This is a genomic window from Ruegeria sp. K11 (assembly GCF_056531905.1).
Window position 1 is genome coordinate 143,130 of sequence record NZ_JBQFMP010000001.1, and the last position, 15,635, is coordinate 158,764.

Below are 15,635 nucleotides of genomic sequence, written 5' to 3' on the forward strand. Positions count from 1 at the left end.
ATGAATGCGAATGTTCTGGCCCAGGCCTTTGGACCCACCGAGGGAACGGCGCTGCGTGTCAAGCAGGTTGCCTTGGTGGTTCTGGGCATCGTGGCCCTGGCTGTGGCGGCCAAGATTAAGGTGCCGATGTTTCCTTCGCCGGTGCCGATCACATTGGGCACCTTTGCAGTGCTGACCATCGGGGTGGCTTATGGTCCGCGATTGGGTTTGGTGACTATCTTGGGGTATCTAATCGTCGGCGCGCTTGGTTTTGATGTCTTTGCCAGTTCGTCTGCCGAGAAGAACGGGCTGACCTATATGATGGGCGGCACAGGTGGTTATCTGGTGGGCTATGTGCTGGCAATTCTCTATCTGGGCTATGCTGCGCGGCGCGGACTGGACCGGTCGGTTGAGAGCATGGCGGGTGCCTTGCTGCTGGCAAATGTGCTGATCTATGTGCCGGGGGTGCTGTGGTTGCACCAGTTCACCTCGGGCTGGGAGCAGACGATGGTATGGGGTCTGAGGCCCTATCTGATCGGCGACCTGATCAAGCTGGCACTGGCTGCGCTGTTGATCCCGGGGCTGTGGAAACTGGTGGGTGATGCCCGCACCTGATCTTCGGATCTGCGAGATTGAAAGCCCGCGCCGCTGCAGATCGGTGCGGGCTTTTTCGTTTCAGCTCAAAGTCATGCTGGACAAAACCCACATACAGAGGCCAAGCTTCAAGGATCGAAGCAATCAGGTAATTTGGATATGTCAATTTCAATCCGACCCTTGATGGCCGCATGCGCTGTGGCTTGGGCTGGGCTAGGGTCACCCGCCGATGCTGACACTCCGGTCATGTATACCGAAGACGGGAGCGCAATTTTCGGATTTTCCGTGCCCGATTTCTGGGCATTGCGTACCGGCGGCCCGCGAGAGCTTGAGGATACGCAACTGGGCGACAGCCGTGCCGTATCGCGTGTGATGGGGCTTCGGCCCGTAACTGACGATAACGTCTGGATGGGGTTTGTTTCGCCTCTTTCGGTTGCGACTATTCAGGACGGGCTGCGGTATCTGGAAGATATCGACAAGTTTCTGGTCAACGATCCGGTTGTCTCAAGCCGGAGCGACACGCAAATCGGCGGCTTGCCCGCCCATATCGTGCGTGGGACAGGCACCCGCGAAGGGCGCGGGGTCAGCTTTACCGCAACAGTTATCGACTTGCCCCGGGATCGTGTGGCCATCGCTGTCGCTGTCTTGCGCGACGGTGCAAACCCTGCATTTGTCGATGATCTGAACGCCGTGTTTGCGTCGTTCCGGTCCTTGCGCTGAGGGGGACAACGATGACCAATAAACTGATCAAACGCTCTGTCCTGTGGCTGGGACTTGGCGCGGCTTCGCTGACCTTGTCAGCATGTGATGGCGTCACCGTGGGGGTCGGTTACGGGTATGACCCGTTTTACGACTCGTTGTTGTGGAACGACTATTATCACGACGTTGACGTGGATATTGATATCGACCGGCCGGATCGTCCGGACCGACCAAGACCGCCGGATGGCAAACCGCCTGAACGACCGAAACCGCCTGTCGGAAAGCCGCCAGCGCGTCCGCGTCCGCCAGTGGCAAAACCGCCCGCTCGTCCTCGCCCGCCGGTCGCCCGCCCACCGGCGGCTCGGCCCCCGATCCATCGACCGGCACCGCGTCGTCGCTAGACTCGGAGCGTCCCCGGAAGGTCAGGTCACAGGCAAAAGCTCGGTGGTGATCTCGGCCTTCCCCTCGAGGGTGCGGTGCACCGGGCACTTGTCCGCGATGTCCAGCAGCTTGGCTCTCTGTTCTGGCGTCAGAGGGCCCTCCAACCGGATTTTGCGCCGGAAATGGTCGACCTTGCCTTCGCTGGCCAGGCCCGCGTCCTGCGCGTGAACCTTATCGTGGCAGACATCGACAACGATGCCGGTCAAAGGCCATCGCTTGCGTCGCGCATACATCCGAATGGTCATCGATGTGCAGGCCCCCAGACCCGATGAGACAAACCCATAGGGGGACATGCCCTTGTCGGTGCCGCCATAAGAGACAGGTTCATCCGCAATCACATGGTGCCTTGGCCCTGACTGAATGTCCTGAAGAAAACCGCCTGGGTCAGCTTCGGTCACCCGGATGACACCTTCAGGCGTCCCCGGGGGCGGGGCAGGAGGGCACAATGTGACATAACGGGTGACCCAGGCTGCGATGACATCGGCGGCATAATCCGCATCCGACGCGCGCGTGATCAGGTGATCAGCATCGTCCAGGGTCACAAAGCTTTTGGGGTGTTTTGCCGCCAGGAAGATTGTGCTGGCGTTGTCGATGCTGACGGTTTCGTCGCGGGGCGCGTGCAGGATGAGCAGCGCGGCTTTTAGATTGGCAATCGCCGGGGTAAGCGCGGTTTCCGATATGTCATCCACAAAGGCCTTGCCTATGCGAAAGGGCCGCCCACCCAGCGATACTTCGGCTGTACCATGCTCTTGAATGTCCGGCAGCGCGTCCTCGAAATGATGCGCGACATGCCCAGGATCGGCCGGGGCCCCAAGGGTCACCACCGCCTTGACCGAAGCGATGCCCGCACGCGCACGCAGAACCGCCGCGCCGCCCAGAGAATGACCGATCAAAAGAGACGGGGCCATATCACGCCCGTCCAGATACTTGGCCGCGGCGATCAGATCATCCACATTGGATGTGAAAGTGGTGTTTGCAAACTCACCCTCGGAATGGCCAAGGCCGGTGAAATCAAACCGCAATACCGCAATGCCCATGGCTGCCAGACGTGCGGAAACACGCCGTGCCGCAGGGATATCCTTGGAACAGGTAAAACAATGCGCAAACAGCGCCGTCGACAGAACCGGCCCATCCGGAAGATCAAGGCGCGCGGCCAGTTGGCTGCCGTCGTGACCGGCAAATCGAATGCGTTCAGTGGGCATGGGAAGTCTCCTGCGGTGTTGCCACAGAGTGGGCGGGACAGCGGCGCGCTACAACCCGCATTTGGCCCACCTCACGCGGAGGTGACAAATCGCGCCCAGTTGTTACGCCAGGCCCATCAACTCGGGGTCAAACGGGTACTTCGACAGGTTCTCAAAACCGTCTTCCGTGATCAAAACCTGATCCTCGAGCTTGATCGAAAAATCGCCGCCGACCTCGCCCACGGCGGCCTCGACGCACAGGACCATGCCGGGCTCTAGCGGATAGTCATACGCGCCTTCGACGGCCTTATCGGGATACGCGACCAGAGGCCATTCGTCACACAGACCGACACCATGCATGAGGCAGCCATATTTTTGCGCCTGAAACTTGTCGTCCAGAACATGGGTGTTGGCCGTCAGGTCCGGGATCATCACGCCGGGTTTGAGCATTTGCATATTGGTCATGATGTGCTCATGCGCATGCTGCATCGCGTAAACCATGTCGGGGCGCGGCTTTTGATCTCCGATCCACCAGGTACGCGAGATATCGACGCAAATGCCGTAGCATCCGATCAGGTCGGTGTCGAAGGCGATGATTTCGTTCTGCTGCGTGATCCGGGGGCCGCATTCCTGAAACCACGGATTGGTGCGCGGTCCCGAGGCCAGAAGACGGGTTTCGATCCATTCGCCCCCGCGTTTGATGTTCTGGGCATGCAGCACGGCCCAGATGTCGTCTTCCGAGGTTTTCCCATCGCCGACATGGGCGCGGGCAAACTCCTCCATTGTGGCCACCGAAGTTTCGCAGGCGTGGCTTGCGCAGCGCATCGCCAGAATTTCATCCGGTCCTTTGATGGCGCGTGTCTTCTCGGTAAGTTCCTCGCCCTCCATCACCTCGAACCCCTGCGCTTCAAGCGCGCGCAGACCGTGCAGCATGATCTTGTCGACGCCCAGCCGTCTGTTGCCACCGCCATGTTCCGCAATCAGCGTCCGAACCTCGTTCGAGAACACATCGGCGGCAACATCCACCTTGTCGCCCCGATCGAAATAAAACAAATCCGCGCCCGCGCGCTGCTCGCGCACCAGAGGGTTGAATTTGGACAGGAAAGGCGAGTTCTTGTAATCCCAGATGACCATATAACCGTCGGCGCAGACGAGTACCGCCCGAAACGGGTTATGCGTATTCCACAGCTGCATGTTGGTGCTGTCTGTCGCATACCGGATGTTGAGCGGGTCGAACAGAAGAACGCCACCCCAGTCGCGCGCGACAATGCCTTGGGTCAGTCGGTTCCATCGATAGCGCCGCATCTGTTCCAGGTTAGGCAGCGCAAGCCCGGCCTCGGCCCATTCCTGAAACGCAAGCTGTGTCGGGCCAATTTCGATCCGGTCATTGTTGTTCGGCGTTCCATCCCCCAGCAGGGCCCCCTGGGTTGGATCGATTTTTCGTGTGTCTCGGTATGGAGAGTTCACGACTAACCTCCCTGTTTGCAATCCTGCCTACAAAACGGTGAAGGGTTACGTCTGGAAAAAATGCGACCGGCCCCGGGTCGCTTTTCGACCGACACCGCGGTTCGTGAATGCTAGAGCAAGGGTATGAGTCTCATTCTTCAGCACAGCATTCCGTATGACCCGCTTGCCCCCAATCCCTTGCCGGGCGTGCGACCTGCAGAACCCGAAGACTGGTTGGATCAGGATGACGCTTTCGCCGGCCAGATGCGTCGGCGGGCCGAGGTTTTGCTTCACCATCGGCAGGATGTACTGGCCATGGACCCTTCTGCCCACGCCCCGGCGCTGGAATTATTGGAGCTTGTGCTGGCGCAGAAATATCCAGGCGCGTCAGATCAGGTTGTGCGTCCCGACGGAGATGCCGTGAACATCAACAGGGACCAACCTTTGCAAACCCTTTGCCATCTGGTTCAAGAAGATTTCTGTATTCTCCAAAAACACGGGGCAGAACATATTCTGACCGGCGCCATTTTGTGCTTTCCGGCAAGTTGGCGCTTGTCCGAGAAATTCATGCGCCCATTGACGGCCATTCACACACCCGTGGCACCCTACAACGAAAACGTGGCCCGCCGTGTCCAGCGCCTGTTTGATGGTATCCAACCCGATCGTCCGCTTTGGCGGTTCAACGCGCTTTGGTATCATGACGCCGAATTGTACCAACCGCGCAGTGCAAACCGACCCCGCGAGAGTCGCAGCCGGGAACATGCGCGATTTCTGCGCAGTGAACGTCAGACTTTGTTACGTCTTCCGGTTACGCGCGCAGTCGTGTTTGCGATTCATACTTATGTGATTGACGCAAGCCGCATTCCAGAAATGGAAAACCCCGCCTGATGGCGGGGCCTCCACGGAGGGCTGAGAGAAATCGGTTACAAGGCAAAGACCCGGGCAACGTCCGCGATTGCCTGGCTGCTGTTCAGTCCGAAGATTGCAGCAGAAAAGGCCAGGACCTGCGTGTTCAGGCGGAAGTCTTCACCACGAATGAGGTTTACGGCCGCCAGTGACATGGCGACGGGTGCTGATACTGTGGCCACACACCCCGTCATGCCCCAACTGGTCAGCCGCAGGATATCATTGGGGCGGTCTTCGTCGGCGTCAGGCGTGGAGGGGGGAGCCGCCATGAAGGGGGTTTCAGGTTCGGTTCTGAACGCGATGCTGAGCAGTTGTTCATCCGTGAGCTGTATCGGGCGTGGTGCCTGAGCCGCTGCCTCTGGCAGTTTCGGCTCCGTTTCGGAGAGGTCAAGCCCCGCAAATGGTCCACTGACTGTGTCGAAAATCTGACGGAAATCCCGAGTCTTGCGCGGTGCAATTGAATCGAACGCACCCATGAATTGTTCCAGCGTCAGAACCGTATTCGGGGACAGCCATTCGACCCATCGGGTCGAACAGATATCGACCATCCGATAGAGAATGACAACAAGCATGAGCTCGGAAATCTCGGTATCATCCAGCAGACTCGAGACCGGGCAAATCGAAATGGACAACCTGTGACGGGGCCGGGATGCGGTGGGTCGGGCCTTGGTTTTCAGGCCTGCAACGCGATCCATCTGTTCGTGGCGATCTTCAGTCCGTTTCGGGCTGTTGTCTTCCAGTGTTAGCCGGACAAGATACTGGCTGGTTACAATGCTTGCTTCGAACTCGCTCAATAGCGTCTTGCGCTCGACAAGGTGGCCGTAGTCTTCCAGTGTCGCGGTCACAACAGTACAGAACCGATCAAGCGCGCCTTTGGCACGACCATCGAATTGAAGACCACCATGATACAGTCGCTTTGCAGTCACAGCCCGTTCCTTTGCCGCCTGTTTACAAGTGCCACACTAGCGGCGGATATGGGGCAAAATTGGGCAGAAATGCAAAAAAGTGAAAAATTCTAATTATTGGTTACGCTTTGGAAACCAAGAAACTAAGGGTCCGACTTAATGTCTGTGGCAAGAATGTGGCAAAAAAGGGCTGATCTGTGCAGGGTTTTTTGGTCGCCTAATTGTCGATTCGTTGGGCCATGATTGCGATGGATTGCTGATACACAGACGCAGCGTTCCACTGCTGTATGACCGCAAAGTTCGGCTCGCCTTTTTGATAGCCGCGACCGGGCTTCCAGCCTTTCTTGCGAAGAAAATTCGCGGTGGATGCCAGGGCATCAGTCATGTTGTAAAAATCCACTTGCCGGTCTCCCGTTGCGTCCACGCCGTATTCCAATGCGTTGCCTGGCAGGAATTGCGTGTGACCCAGCTCGCCATGTTTTGCCCCCTTTGTCGCCATCGTGATACTGCCATTGTCGACCAGCTTCAGCGCTCCGATCGCGTGGGGAATAAAGAACTCGGATCGGCGACAATCATATGCCAATGTTGTGATTGCGGAAACAACCTGACTATCTCCCATGAAGGAACCAAAGCCCGTTTCCATGCCGTGAATGGCAATCAGAACGCCCGCTGGCACACCATATTGTCGTTCGAGGGCGGCATAAAACTTCGGGTTTGCCGCTTTTCGCTTTCGTCCTTGTGCGATGATTGTATTTGCTCCGCGCACCTGCATGAATTTGTCCAGCGAATATCTGAAGCTTTTCTGGTTGCGATCGGCGGCAATGGTCCGAGTGGCATATTGCGATTGAGCCAAGGCCTGCAGGCCCTTTTTTCTAACGCCAGCCCGCCTGGCTTGTTTTGCAAAATCCTGTTTCCACACTTCAAATCCGCTGCCGTCATTTCCACAAGGTGCAGCAGAGGCTGCCGATGAGATTGCAAAAGCAAAAATCAGCGCAATTCTGATCATTCAATATGTCCTTCTGTTTGAGCAGGGCGGCTTTGCGGTCGGAAAGGCGAGGCTAATATAGATCCAGCTCTCCTGAATCCCTGAGGCTTTGGAACCATTCGTCCGGTGTCTGGTTGATTTTGGCATGTTTGACCATCATCGCATTCATATTCGGCAAATCCGAAGAGTCGGGCCACCTGTCGGGCTGCCACAGGCCCGCGCGGATGACGCATTTCGGGCAGTGGGCAAAAACGGTCTCGACATGGACCAAAAGCGCGAGTTTTGGCGCATGGTCATTTACGGCCATTTGATCAAGAAGGGTTTGATCCGCACAAATCCGCGCGGTTCCGCGAAGGCGCAGAGTTTCCATTTTGCCGGGAACAAAAAAGATCAGGCTGACGCGTGGATCTCTGAGGACGTTGTGAAAGGTATCGACACGTTTATTGCCCGGACGATCTGGTATTGCGATCAGCGTGTCCGAGATCACCTGAACAAATCCGGCCGGGTCGCCGCGCGGCGAGATGTCCAGATGTCCGTCCGGATTTGCGGACGCGATCAGGCAGAAGGTCGAGGTCGCGATAAAGTCACGGCACATCTGATCCAGTTCGGGTATTTCCTTGGCGATGATCTGCGGCAGGGGCGCGCCAGTGATGCGCTCCAGTGCGTCGGTCGAGGTGATAAAATCTGAATAGCGCGAAAACACAGCGTCCGAGGTCATGGCATTTCTCCTGTTCGGATGATCCGAGTGTGAAAGATCACGCCAAATGAAACAAGGGCGCCCGGATGGACGCCCTCGCGAGAATTTTCGTCGAAAATTCTTGATCAGCAGCTGTAGTACATGCCGTATTCTACAGGGTGCGGAGTATGCTCGTAGGTTTCGACCTCTTCCATCTTCAGCGCGATGTAGCCGTCGATCTGGTCTTTGGTGAACACGTCGCCCTGCAGCAGGAAGTCGTGATCGGATGCCAGAGCTTCCAGCGCTTCACGCAACGAACCACATACGGTCGGGATGTCAGCCAGTTCTTCGGCAGGCAGATCGTACAGGTTCTTGTCCATGGCTTCGCCCGGATCGATCTTGTTCTTGATGCCGTCCAGGCCAGCCATCAGCAGAGCGGCAAACGCCAGGTAGGGGTTCGCGGCCGGATCGGGAAAGCGGGCCTCGACGCGCTTGGCTTTCGGGCTTTCGGTCCACGGAATACGCACGCAACCCGAGCGGTTACGGGCCGAGTAGGCGCGCAGAACGGGCGCTTCGAAACCCGGGATCAGGCGCTTGTAGCTGTTGGTCGACGGGTTGGTGAAGGCGTTCAGGGTCTTGGCGTGCTTGAGAACACCGCCGATGAAGTACAGCGCCTCATCCGACAGGTCGGCGTATTTGTCGCCAGCAAACAGCGGCTTGCCGTCTTTCCAGATCGACATGTTGACGTGCATGCCGGTGCCGTTGTCACCTGCGATGGGCTTCGGCATGAAGGTGGCCGATTTGCCGTAGGCGTGGGCAACATTGTGGATGACGTATTTGTACTTCTGCAGCTCGTCGGCCTGCTTGGTCAGGCTATCGAAGATCAGACCCAGCTCGTGCTGGCACGAGGCAACCTCGTGGTGGTGCTTGTCCACTTTCATGCCGAGACGCTTCATGGTCGACAGCATTTCCGACCGCAGGTCTTGCGCTTCGTCAACAGGGTTTACAGGGAAGTAACCACCTTTGACGCCCGGACGATGGCCCATGTTGCCCATCTCGTACTCGGTGTCGGTGTTCCACGACGCGTCGGTTGCATCAACTTCGTAGGATACCTTGTTGATGCTGTTCGAGAAACGGACGTCGTCGAACAGGAAGAATTCGGCTTCGGGGCCCATATAGGCAACGTCACCGATGCCGGATGCTTTCAGGTAAGCTTCGGCTTTCTGGGCGGTGCCGCGCGGGTCGCGCTCATAGGCTTCACCGGTGTCGGGTTCTACGACCGAGCAGTGCAGGCAGATGGTCTTTTCCGCATAGAACGGATCGACATAGGCGCTGTCAGTGTCGGGCATCAGTTTCATGTCGGATGCTTCGATGGACTTCCAACCGGCGATGGACGAACCGTCGAACATGAAGCCTTCTTCCAGGAAGTCTTCGTCAACCTGGTCGGACATGATGGTCACGTGCTGAAGCTTGCCGCGCGGGTCGGTAAAGCGGATATCGACGTAATCGGCATCCTCATCCCGGATCAGCTGAAGAACTGCGTCCTTGCTCATACTCTCTATTCCTCTGATTTGAAGATTACTGTGTTACAGGGCTTCCGAACCGGTCTCACCGGTGCGGATGCGAATGGCTTGTTCAACGGGTGAGACAAAAATCTTGCCATCGCCGATTTTGTCGGTTTTCGCCGCTGAAACGATGGCCTCGATCGCGGCGTCGACCTGATCATCGTCCAGCACGACCTCGACCTTCACCTTGGGCAGAAAGTCGACCACGTATTCTGCGCCGCGATACAGTTCGGTATGACCTTTCTGGCGACCGAATCCTTTAACCTCGATCACGCTGAGCCCCTGGACACCGACGTCCTGCAATGCCTCTTTCACTTCGTCGAGTTTGAACGGTTTGATGATCGCTTCGATCTTCTTCATCCCGGGCTCCCTTTATCTCTTGTCACGGTGGCACTGACCACGTCTAAGATCAGTCGGCAAACCGAATGCGAAACTGGCTGTGTTGCGATGCCGAGAAAATAGGCGGTGGATGAAATTTTGATCGCTTTGCATAAAAAGTAATCAAAATTGAATCGCCGGGTGAGGGAAGATGACAGAGTTGCTGACCGCCGCGCAGATGCGCGCGATTGAGCTGGCGGCGATTGAGTCCGGTCAGGTGACAGGGCTGGAATTGATGGAACGGGCGGGGCAAGGGGTCGTCGAGGCGATTTTTGAGGAATGGCCCGCTTTGCGGCGGCAAGCTGTGTGTGATTCACCGGCGGTTGGTGCGGTCGGGAGCGATGAGCCTGTTGAGTATTTAGAAAAAGATGAAGAGGTGAGGCTGCGTGCTGTGGTTCTGTGCGGGCCCGGTAACAATGGCGGTGACGGGTTTGTTGTCGCCAGGCTTCTGCATGCGCTCGGATGGGAGGTGCAGGTTTATTTGTATGGGGACCCCGCGCGTCTTCCCGTTGATGCGCGCGCCAACTATCTGATGTGGTTGGAGATTGGGGACGTGTCCCCATTGACGGCGGATATGTTCCGAAGGCAGCATTTGATGGGCGAGGCCTCTTGCGTGGATCTTTACGTTGACGCGCTGTTTGGAACTGGCCTGACCAGGCCGTTGCGGGGCGATCTTCGAAAGGTCTTGGGTGAGATGTCGGTGCGTGCGCGCGAGGGAGGGGCCTTTCGAACGGTGGCCATCGATTCTCCGTCTGGGTTGTGTATGGATAGTGGTCGCGTTTTGGGGGTTGGTGTCCCACCGGATGGGGATTACCGCGGGCTGGCCGCGTCGGCGGCGCTGACGGTTGCGTTTGACAGCCCCAAGATTGGTCATTTCATCGGTGCGGGGCCTGTCTTATGCGGGAAACTTGTGGTCAAGGATATCGGCTTGAAAGAATGGCGCGTCTTCGATGCGCCGAGCGGCCGTGCAGGTGATGGCGAGGCGCGTGTTCTGCGACCTGCGAGGACGCGGTTGGTGGGAAAGAAGGCGATGGTGGATGATCCGCGTCCTGTCATGTCTGGTCGATTCGCTGAGGTTTTGGACAAATCCGGGCTGGACTCACACAAATTTTCGCATGGTCACGCGCTGGTGCTTTCCGGATCCGAGGGAAAAACCGGTGCGGCCCGGTTGGCGGCGCGTGGGGCGCTGCGGATTGGTGCGGGGCTCGTGACGCTCGGTGTGCCAACGGCTGCGGTGTCAGAGGTTGCCTCTCAGATTTCGGCGCTGATGCTGGACCGGGTAGAGGATGCAAATGGGCTGACCGATATTCTGCAGGACCAGCGGTTGAATGCCTTGTGCCTGGGGCCTGGTTTGGGCATGGCACGCGCGCGCGAGTTGGTGCCGGTTGCGATGTCAGTGCAAAGAGAGACAGTGCTGGACGCGGATGCGCTGTCGGCCTTTCAGAATGATCCGGGCGTGTTGTTCGGGATGGTGCACGAACGCTGTGTCCTGACCCCGCATTTTGGCGAGTTTGCGCGACTTTTTCCGGATTTGGCCGATCGGTTGAGAGGTCAGAGCGTTCAGGGCGATCATCATGGTGTCCAATCCGGCCCAGCGTATTCAAAGGTGGATGCAGCCCGCGAGGCAGCGCAGCGCGCGGGGTGTGTGGTGCTGTTCAAAGGGTCAGATACGGTGATTGCGGCGCCAGATGGAACATGTGCGGTTCATGCGGCTGTTTATGACCGGTCAGCACCATGGCTGGCGACGGCCGGATCGGGCGATGTACTGGCGGGATTCATCACCGGCCTGCTGGCGCGTGGACTAGATCCAATGCCCGCAGCTGAAACTGCGGCCTGGTTGCATGTGGAATGTGCCCGGGCGTTTGGCCCGGGTCTGATTGCGGAAGACCTGCCCGAACAACTGCCCGCTGTTTTCCGGCAGTTGGCTCAGGCAAAAACCAGCCCATAAGCTCCTGTTTCGGCGAATTGCTGCTTTGTGGATTTGCGCCCGTGTGTTGCGAGAAATTGCTATTCGCATAATAGAATGTAAGAATTTAAAACAGGGCGTACGACTCTCTTCCTGATGCTGGCTGCAAATCGTTGAAAGCAATTATTTTTATGTTCGAAGACGCATTGGCAGGTTCCTGATTGTTTAAGCCAAACGGCCGGAAGCAACCGAAACCAAAACCATGGCACTGTACGGGATTTTGCGGTGCCCCAAAGCTGAACCCTTTGATGGTGAATGATATGACAGTGAAATTGACCCCTACACCCCTTGCTGCGTTGCTGGTTGCAACGACGGCGATCCCGGCTGCGGCGGAGTTGAAATATGAAAACCAAAGTGGCGGGTATGTGCTGCTATATGGGCAGTTGCACCCGGCGCTGATTTCTGTGGATGACGGAGACGATACCGAAACGCGGGTTCTGGACAATGACCTGTCGAACAGCCGCGTGGGACTGCGCCTGATGCAGCCCTATGGCAGCAGTGAATTCATGTTTCGTTTTGAAACCGGGTTGGGATTGCCTGGGTCCGCCTCGGCCGATCAGTTCGGTACCAACGCCGATGGGTGGAACCGCGAGGACATCCGCCATGTCGATTTCTCGCTCAAGGGCGGATATGGCCGGTTTTCTGCGGGGCAGGGCAGCATGGTTGCCGATGGTGCTGCCGAGGTTGATTTGTCCTATGTCGGGACAGCGCTGTATTCCTTCACCAATGACGAGAACGCTGGCTTCTTTTATCGCGCGCCAAACGGCATCCTGAGCGGGACCACCGTCGGAGATTCAAGCAGCAACTTCGACGGAGCGCGCCGAGGGCGGATCCGCTATGATACACCGGACTTCAATGGGTTCTCGGCAGGGATCGCCTATGGCCAGAACATTCTGAACAGCGATGACGACGATGATTACTATGATCTCGGCCTGTTTTATGAAACCACCTTTGGTGGCGGGGTGAAGTTTGCTGCGGCGCTGGCCTATGCTGTGCGCGATTTCGATGCAGGCGGAGATCAGCAGGATACAATTGGCTCGGCCTCGGTTTTGCTGCAAAACGGGTTTGGGTTTACAGCGGCGTTTGGCACCCGTGATGATGATCGGGCAGGGGTGTCGGACCCGAACTACTGGTACGCAAAACTGTCCTATCAGGATGACTGGGTCTCGTGGGGTCAGACCGGTGTCGGCATCGACTATTTCGACGGATCGGACTTTGAGAATGACGGTTCTGACACCAGTGCCTGGGGCATTGCCGTTGTGCAGCGCGTAGATAGCATCAACACGGATGTGTATTTGAAATATCGCAATCACGATTTCGAAGACGGGATAGACTTTGATGACAATGAAGCCTGGGTTCTGGGTGCACGCTGGCAGTTCTGAGCCCGCACCCGCAATGCGGCGAAACGCTCTGGTCTGTACCAGGGCGTTTTTTGTTCAAAAGACCGGCAAAACAGGGCAGATCCGGCAGTTGCCCCTTGCGCGTGATCGGCTGGACAAATAGAAGGCGTCAAATTTGCCTGGCGCGCCCGTTTTGCGCGCCCCGAATCCTATGGGGACTACCATAATGCAGGTTACCGAGACGCTGAACGAAGGTCTGAAACGCGGCTACAACATCGTTGTGACTGCAGCCGAGCTGGACGACAAGGTCAACGAAAAACTGACCGAGGCACAGCCCGAAGTTGAAATGAAGGGGTTCCGCAAAGGCAAGGTGCCCATGGCGTTGCTGAAAAAGCAGTTTGGCCAGCGCCTGTTGGGCGAAGCGATGCAGGAAACCATCGACGGTGCGATGAACAAGCACTTTGAGGACAGTGGTGACCGTCCGGCCCTGCAGCCCGAGGTCAAGATGACCAACGAGGACTGGAAAGAAGGCGACGATGTCGAGGTCGCGATGTCCTATGAGGCGCTGCCCGAGATTCCCGAAGTTGACCTGAAATCGGTCGAGCTGGAAAAGCTGGTCGTCAAGGCCGATGACGCGGCTGTCGAAGAAGCGCTGAACAACCTGGCCGAAACCGCGCAGGATTTCAAAGCGCGTCGCAAAGGCTCGAAAGCCAAGGATGGCGACCAGATCGTGTTCGATTTTGTCGGCAAGGTTGACGGAGAAGAGTTCGAAGGTGGCTCGGCTGAGGACTATCCGCTGGTTCTGGGCTCGAACAGCTTCATCCCCGGCTTTGAAGAGCAGCTGGTTGGCGTGAAGGCCGAAGAAGAAAAAGACGTCAACGTTACGTTCCCCGAAGAATACGGCGCCGAGCATCTGGCTGGGAAAGACGCTGTGTTCGCCTGCACCATCAAAGAGGTGAAAGAGCCTGTTGCAGCCGAGGTTAACGACGAGCTGGCCAAGAAGTTTGGTGCCGAAGATCTGGCCGGTCTGAAAACGCAGATCGCTGAGCGTCTGGAAGCCGAGTACGCCGGTGCGTCGCGCGCTGTCATGAAGCGTGGCCTGCTGGATGTGCTGGACGAGAAGGTTTCATTTGACCTGCCGCCGTCACTGGTTGAAGCCGAAGCCAAGCAAATTGCACATCAGCTGTGGCACGAGGAAAACCCGGACGTCGAAGGCCACGACCACGATCCGATTGAGCCCACCGATGAGCACAACAAGCTGGCCGAACGCCGCGTGCGTCTGGGCCTGCTGCTGGCCGAACTGGGGCAGAAAGCCGAGGTTGAGGTTACGGATGCCGAGATGACCCAGGCGATCATGAACCAGGCGCGTCAGTACCCGGGTCAGGAACGTCAGTTCTTTGAGTTTGTGCAGCAGAACGCTCAGATGCAACAGCAACTGCGCGCGCCGATCTTTGAAGACAAGGTTGTCGATTACGTGTTCGAACTGGCTCAGGTCGCCGACAAAGAAGTCAGCAAGGACGATCTGCAGAAAGCCGTTGAGGCGTTGGAAGAGGAATAACCTCTTCCTTCCCCGTCTCCGGGGTCCACAAAAGAGCGGAGCCGCCTTGAAAAAAGACGGCTCCGCGTGGGTGGCTTTGTGCTATGAGGTGAGGGGGTCAGGCCTCATGAGCAAAAGCACGGGGGGTTCGTAGCAGAGCGGTCTTCTGCTCTGGCGTAAATCGGTCCGAGAGTGCCTCGATCAGTTTCAGAACGTCGTTCACTTCGGCTTGTGTCTTTGCAGCGCTCATCTGCTCGACAAAGTACTTTTCCAACTGGCTGAGCGGCTGGTGGTCGAAGTTTGCAACGTTGGTTTGCTGTTCTACGGCCTTGGTGCCTGCAAACAAATCCAGCGCTTCTTCGTCTGTCAAAAAGACATCATGTTCGATGCCTGCATAGTCGCGGATGCCGGAAATCCGTTCCTCCGAGCAATCCATCAGCGCGGCCATGGCGACAACTTTGCCCATGGGTTTTGCCGTGCCCAGATAGTCATAAGGCGCATTGCCCGACCGTTGCAGAACGCGGTTCATCACCGGGTCGATCACGGCGATAGAGTCCAGCACGCCGGCTTTCTTGGCGTATTCGAAAGATCCGATCATCACTTCGCTAGTGACGTAGGATACCGAGTTCTCGCCGCGTCCGCGCCCAAGCTTTTTCGTATCGACGCAAAAGCGGGTTGCTTCCCAGACCTGAGCACTGCGAATCGGCGGCTCTCCGTCCAGGATTGAATGAAACACGTCGGACAACATGTGCGGTCCGGTCGTTTGCAACAGTCGCATGCACCCAACGACGTCCCCCGAGTCGTTGATGCTGACAACATGTGCCGGATACAAATCATCAAAGTGGTCACGCTCGCGCCCATCTTTGATATTTACGTCCCAACCCAGGCGATCGCCGAAGACGCGCGCGCGCAGTTTGAACATTTCATCCAGTACATCGGTGAACATATGTTGGTTGATACCATCAATTACGATGATCATTTCCATCCCCCTACAGTCTACAGTCTGGTTACCGTAGGTTGACTGTTAACCAAGTCTG

At 57.2% G+C, this 15,635-nt stretch carries 15 protein-coding genes; 7 read left to right on the forward strand and 8 right to left on the reverse strand.

Annotated elements, in window-relative coordinates:
- The 3 genes from ACR0K4_RS00735 (at position 1) to ACR0K4_RS00745 (ending at position 1,673) form a co-directional block, all read left to right on the forward strand.
- A complete protein-coding gene (locus ACR0K4_RS00735; protein ID WP_480852454.1) occupies positions 1-594 on the forward strand; it encodes a biotin transporter BioY in 594 nt (197 codons plus the stop codon).
- Positions 595-732: 138 nt separating this feature from the next.
- Positions 733-1,293, forward strand: coding sequence for a hypothetical protein (locus tag ACR0K4_RS00740; protein WP_480515750.1), 561 nt, complete (start codon positions 733-735; stop codon positions 1,291-1,293).
- Between the two features lie 11 nt (positions 1,294-1,304).
- The gene (locus tag ACR0K4_RS00745; protein ID WP_480515749.1) at positions 1,305-1,673 is read left to right on the forward strand and encodes a hypothetical protein; all 369 of its coding nucleotides are present in this window, start codon (positions 1,305-1,307) and stop codon (positions 1,671-1,673) included.
- Between the two features lie 21 nt (positions 1,674-1,694).
- Here the strand turns inward: ACR0K4_RS00745 and ACR0K4_RS00750 are convergent, their stop codons facing one another.
- Both ACR0K4_RS00750 and dddP read right to left on the reverse strand, forming a co-directional pair.
- Positions 1,695-2,915, reverse strand: coding sequence for a bifunctional alpha/beta hydrolase/OsmC family protein (locus ACR0K4_RS00750; RefSeq protein ID WP_480852455.1), 1,221 nt, complete (start codon positions 2,913-2,915; stop codon positions 1,695-1,697).
- A 102-nt stretch (positions 2,916-3,017) separates the two neighbouring features.
- On the reverse strand, positions 3,018-4,361 hold the full coding sequence (gene dddP / locus ACR0K4_RS00755) for a dimethylsulfonioproprionate lyase DddP (protein WP_480852456.1): 1,344 nt from the start codon (positions 4,359-4,361) through the stop codon (positions 3,018-3,020).
- A 123-nt stretch (positions 4,362-4,484) separates the two neighbouring features.
- On the opposite strand from dddP, the gene ACR0K4_RS00760 reads away from it, so the two are divergent.
- Positions 4,485-5,228 (forward strand): heme-dependent oxidative N-demethylase family protein, encoded by a 744-nt coding sequence (locus ACR0K4_RS00760; protein WP_480515746.1) that lies wholly within the window; start codon positions 4,485-4,487, stop codon positions 5,226-5,228.
- A 35-nt stretch (positions 5,229-5,263) separates the two neighbouring features.
- Here the strand turns inward: ACR0K4_RS00760 and ACR0K4_RS00765 are convergent, their stop codons facing one another.
- The 5 genes from ACR0K4_RS00765 to ACR0K4_RS00785 all read right to left on the reverse strand — a co-directional run bounded on the left by ACR0K4_RS00765 (position 5,264) and on the right by ACR0K4_RS00785 (position 9,737).
- The gene (locus ACR0K4_RS00765) at positions 5,264-6,172 is read right to left on the reverse strand and encodes a hypothetical protein (protein ID WP_480515745.1); all 909 of its coding nucleotides are present in this window, start codon (positions 6,170-6,172) and stop codon (positions 5,264-5,266) included.
- 196 nt (positions 6,173-6,368) lie between these two features.
- Entirely contained in the window at positions 6,369-7,157 is a 789-nt protein-coding gene (locus ACR0K4_RS00770) for a lytic murein transglycosylase (protein WP_480852457.1), read from the reverse strand.
- 52 nt (positions 7,158-7,209) lie between these two features.
- Positions 7,210-7,854, reverse strand: a complete 645-nt coding sequence (locus tag ACR0K4_RS00775; protein WP_480852458.1) for an MSMEG_1061 family FMN-dependent PPOX-type flavoprotein — start codon at positions 7,852-7,854, stop codon at positions 7,210-7,212.
- Positions 7,855-7,958: 104 nt separating this feature from the next.
- The gene (gene glnA, locus ACR0K4_RS00780; RefSeq protein WP_480515742.1) at positions 7,959-9,365 is read right to left on the reverse strand and encodes a type I glutamate--ammonia ligase; all 1,407 of its coding nucleotides are present in this window, start codon (positions 9,363-9,365) and stop codon (positions 7,959-7,961) included.
- A gap of 33 nt (positions 9,366-9,398) precedes the next feature.
- A complete protein-coding gene (locus ACR0K4_RS00785) occupies positions 9,399-9,737 on the reverse strand; it encodes a P-II family nitrogen regulator (RefSeq protein ID WP_170325301.1) in 339 nt (112 codons plus the stop codon).
- A gap of 169 nt (positions 9,738-9,906) precedes the next feature.
- Between ACR0K4_RS00785 and ACR0K4_RS00790 the strand changes: the two genes are divergently transcribed.
- The 3 genes from ACR0K4_RS00790 to tig all read left to right on the forward strand — a co-directional run bounded on the left by ACR0K4_RS00790 (position 9,907) and on the right by tig (position 14,619).
- Entirely contained in the window at positions 9,907-11,703 is a 1,797-nt protein-coding gene (locus tag ACR0K4_RS00790; protein WP_480852459.1) for an NAD(P)H-hydrate dehydratase, read from the forward strand.
- Between the two features lie 278 nt (positions 11,704-11,981).
- Positions 11,982-13,103: a porin gene (locus ACR0K4_RS00795; RefSeq protein ID WP_480515740.1), complete on the forward strand. Its 1,122-nt coding sequence runs from the start codon at positions 11,982-11,984 to the stop codon at positions 13,101-13,103.
- Between the two features lie 184 nt (positions 13,104-13,287).
- Complete coding sequence (gene tig, locus ACR0K4_RS00800) at positions 13,288-14,619, forward strand: trigger factor (protein WP_480515739.1); 1,332 nt, start codon at positions 13,288-13,290, stop codon at positions 14,617-14,619.
- Positions 14,620-14,716: 97 nt separating this feature from the next.
- Here tig and ACR0K4_RS00805 read toward each other — a convergent pair whose 3' ends face one another.
- Positions 14,717-15,577: an acyl-homoserine-lactone synthase gene (locus ACR0K4_RS00805; RefSeq protein WP_480852460.1), complete on the reverse strand. Its 861-nt coding sequence runs from the start codon at positions 15,575-15,577 to the stop codon at positions 14,717-14,719.
- Positions 15,578-15,635: the final 58 nt, after the last annotated feature.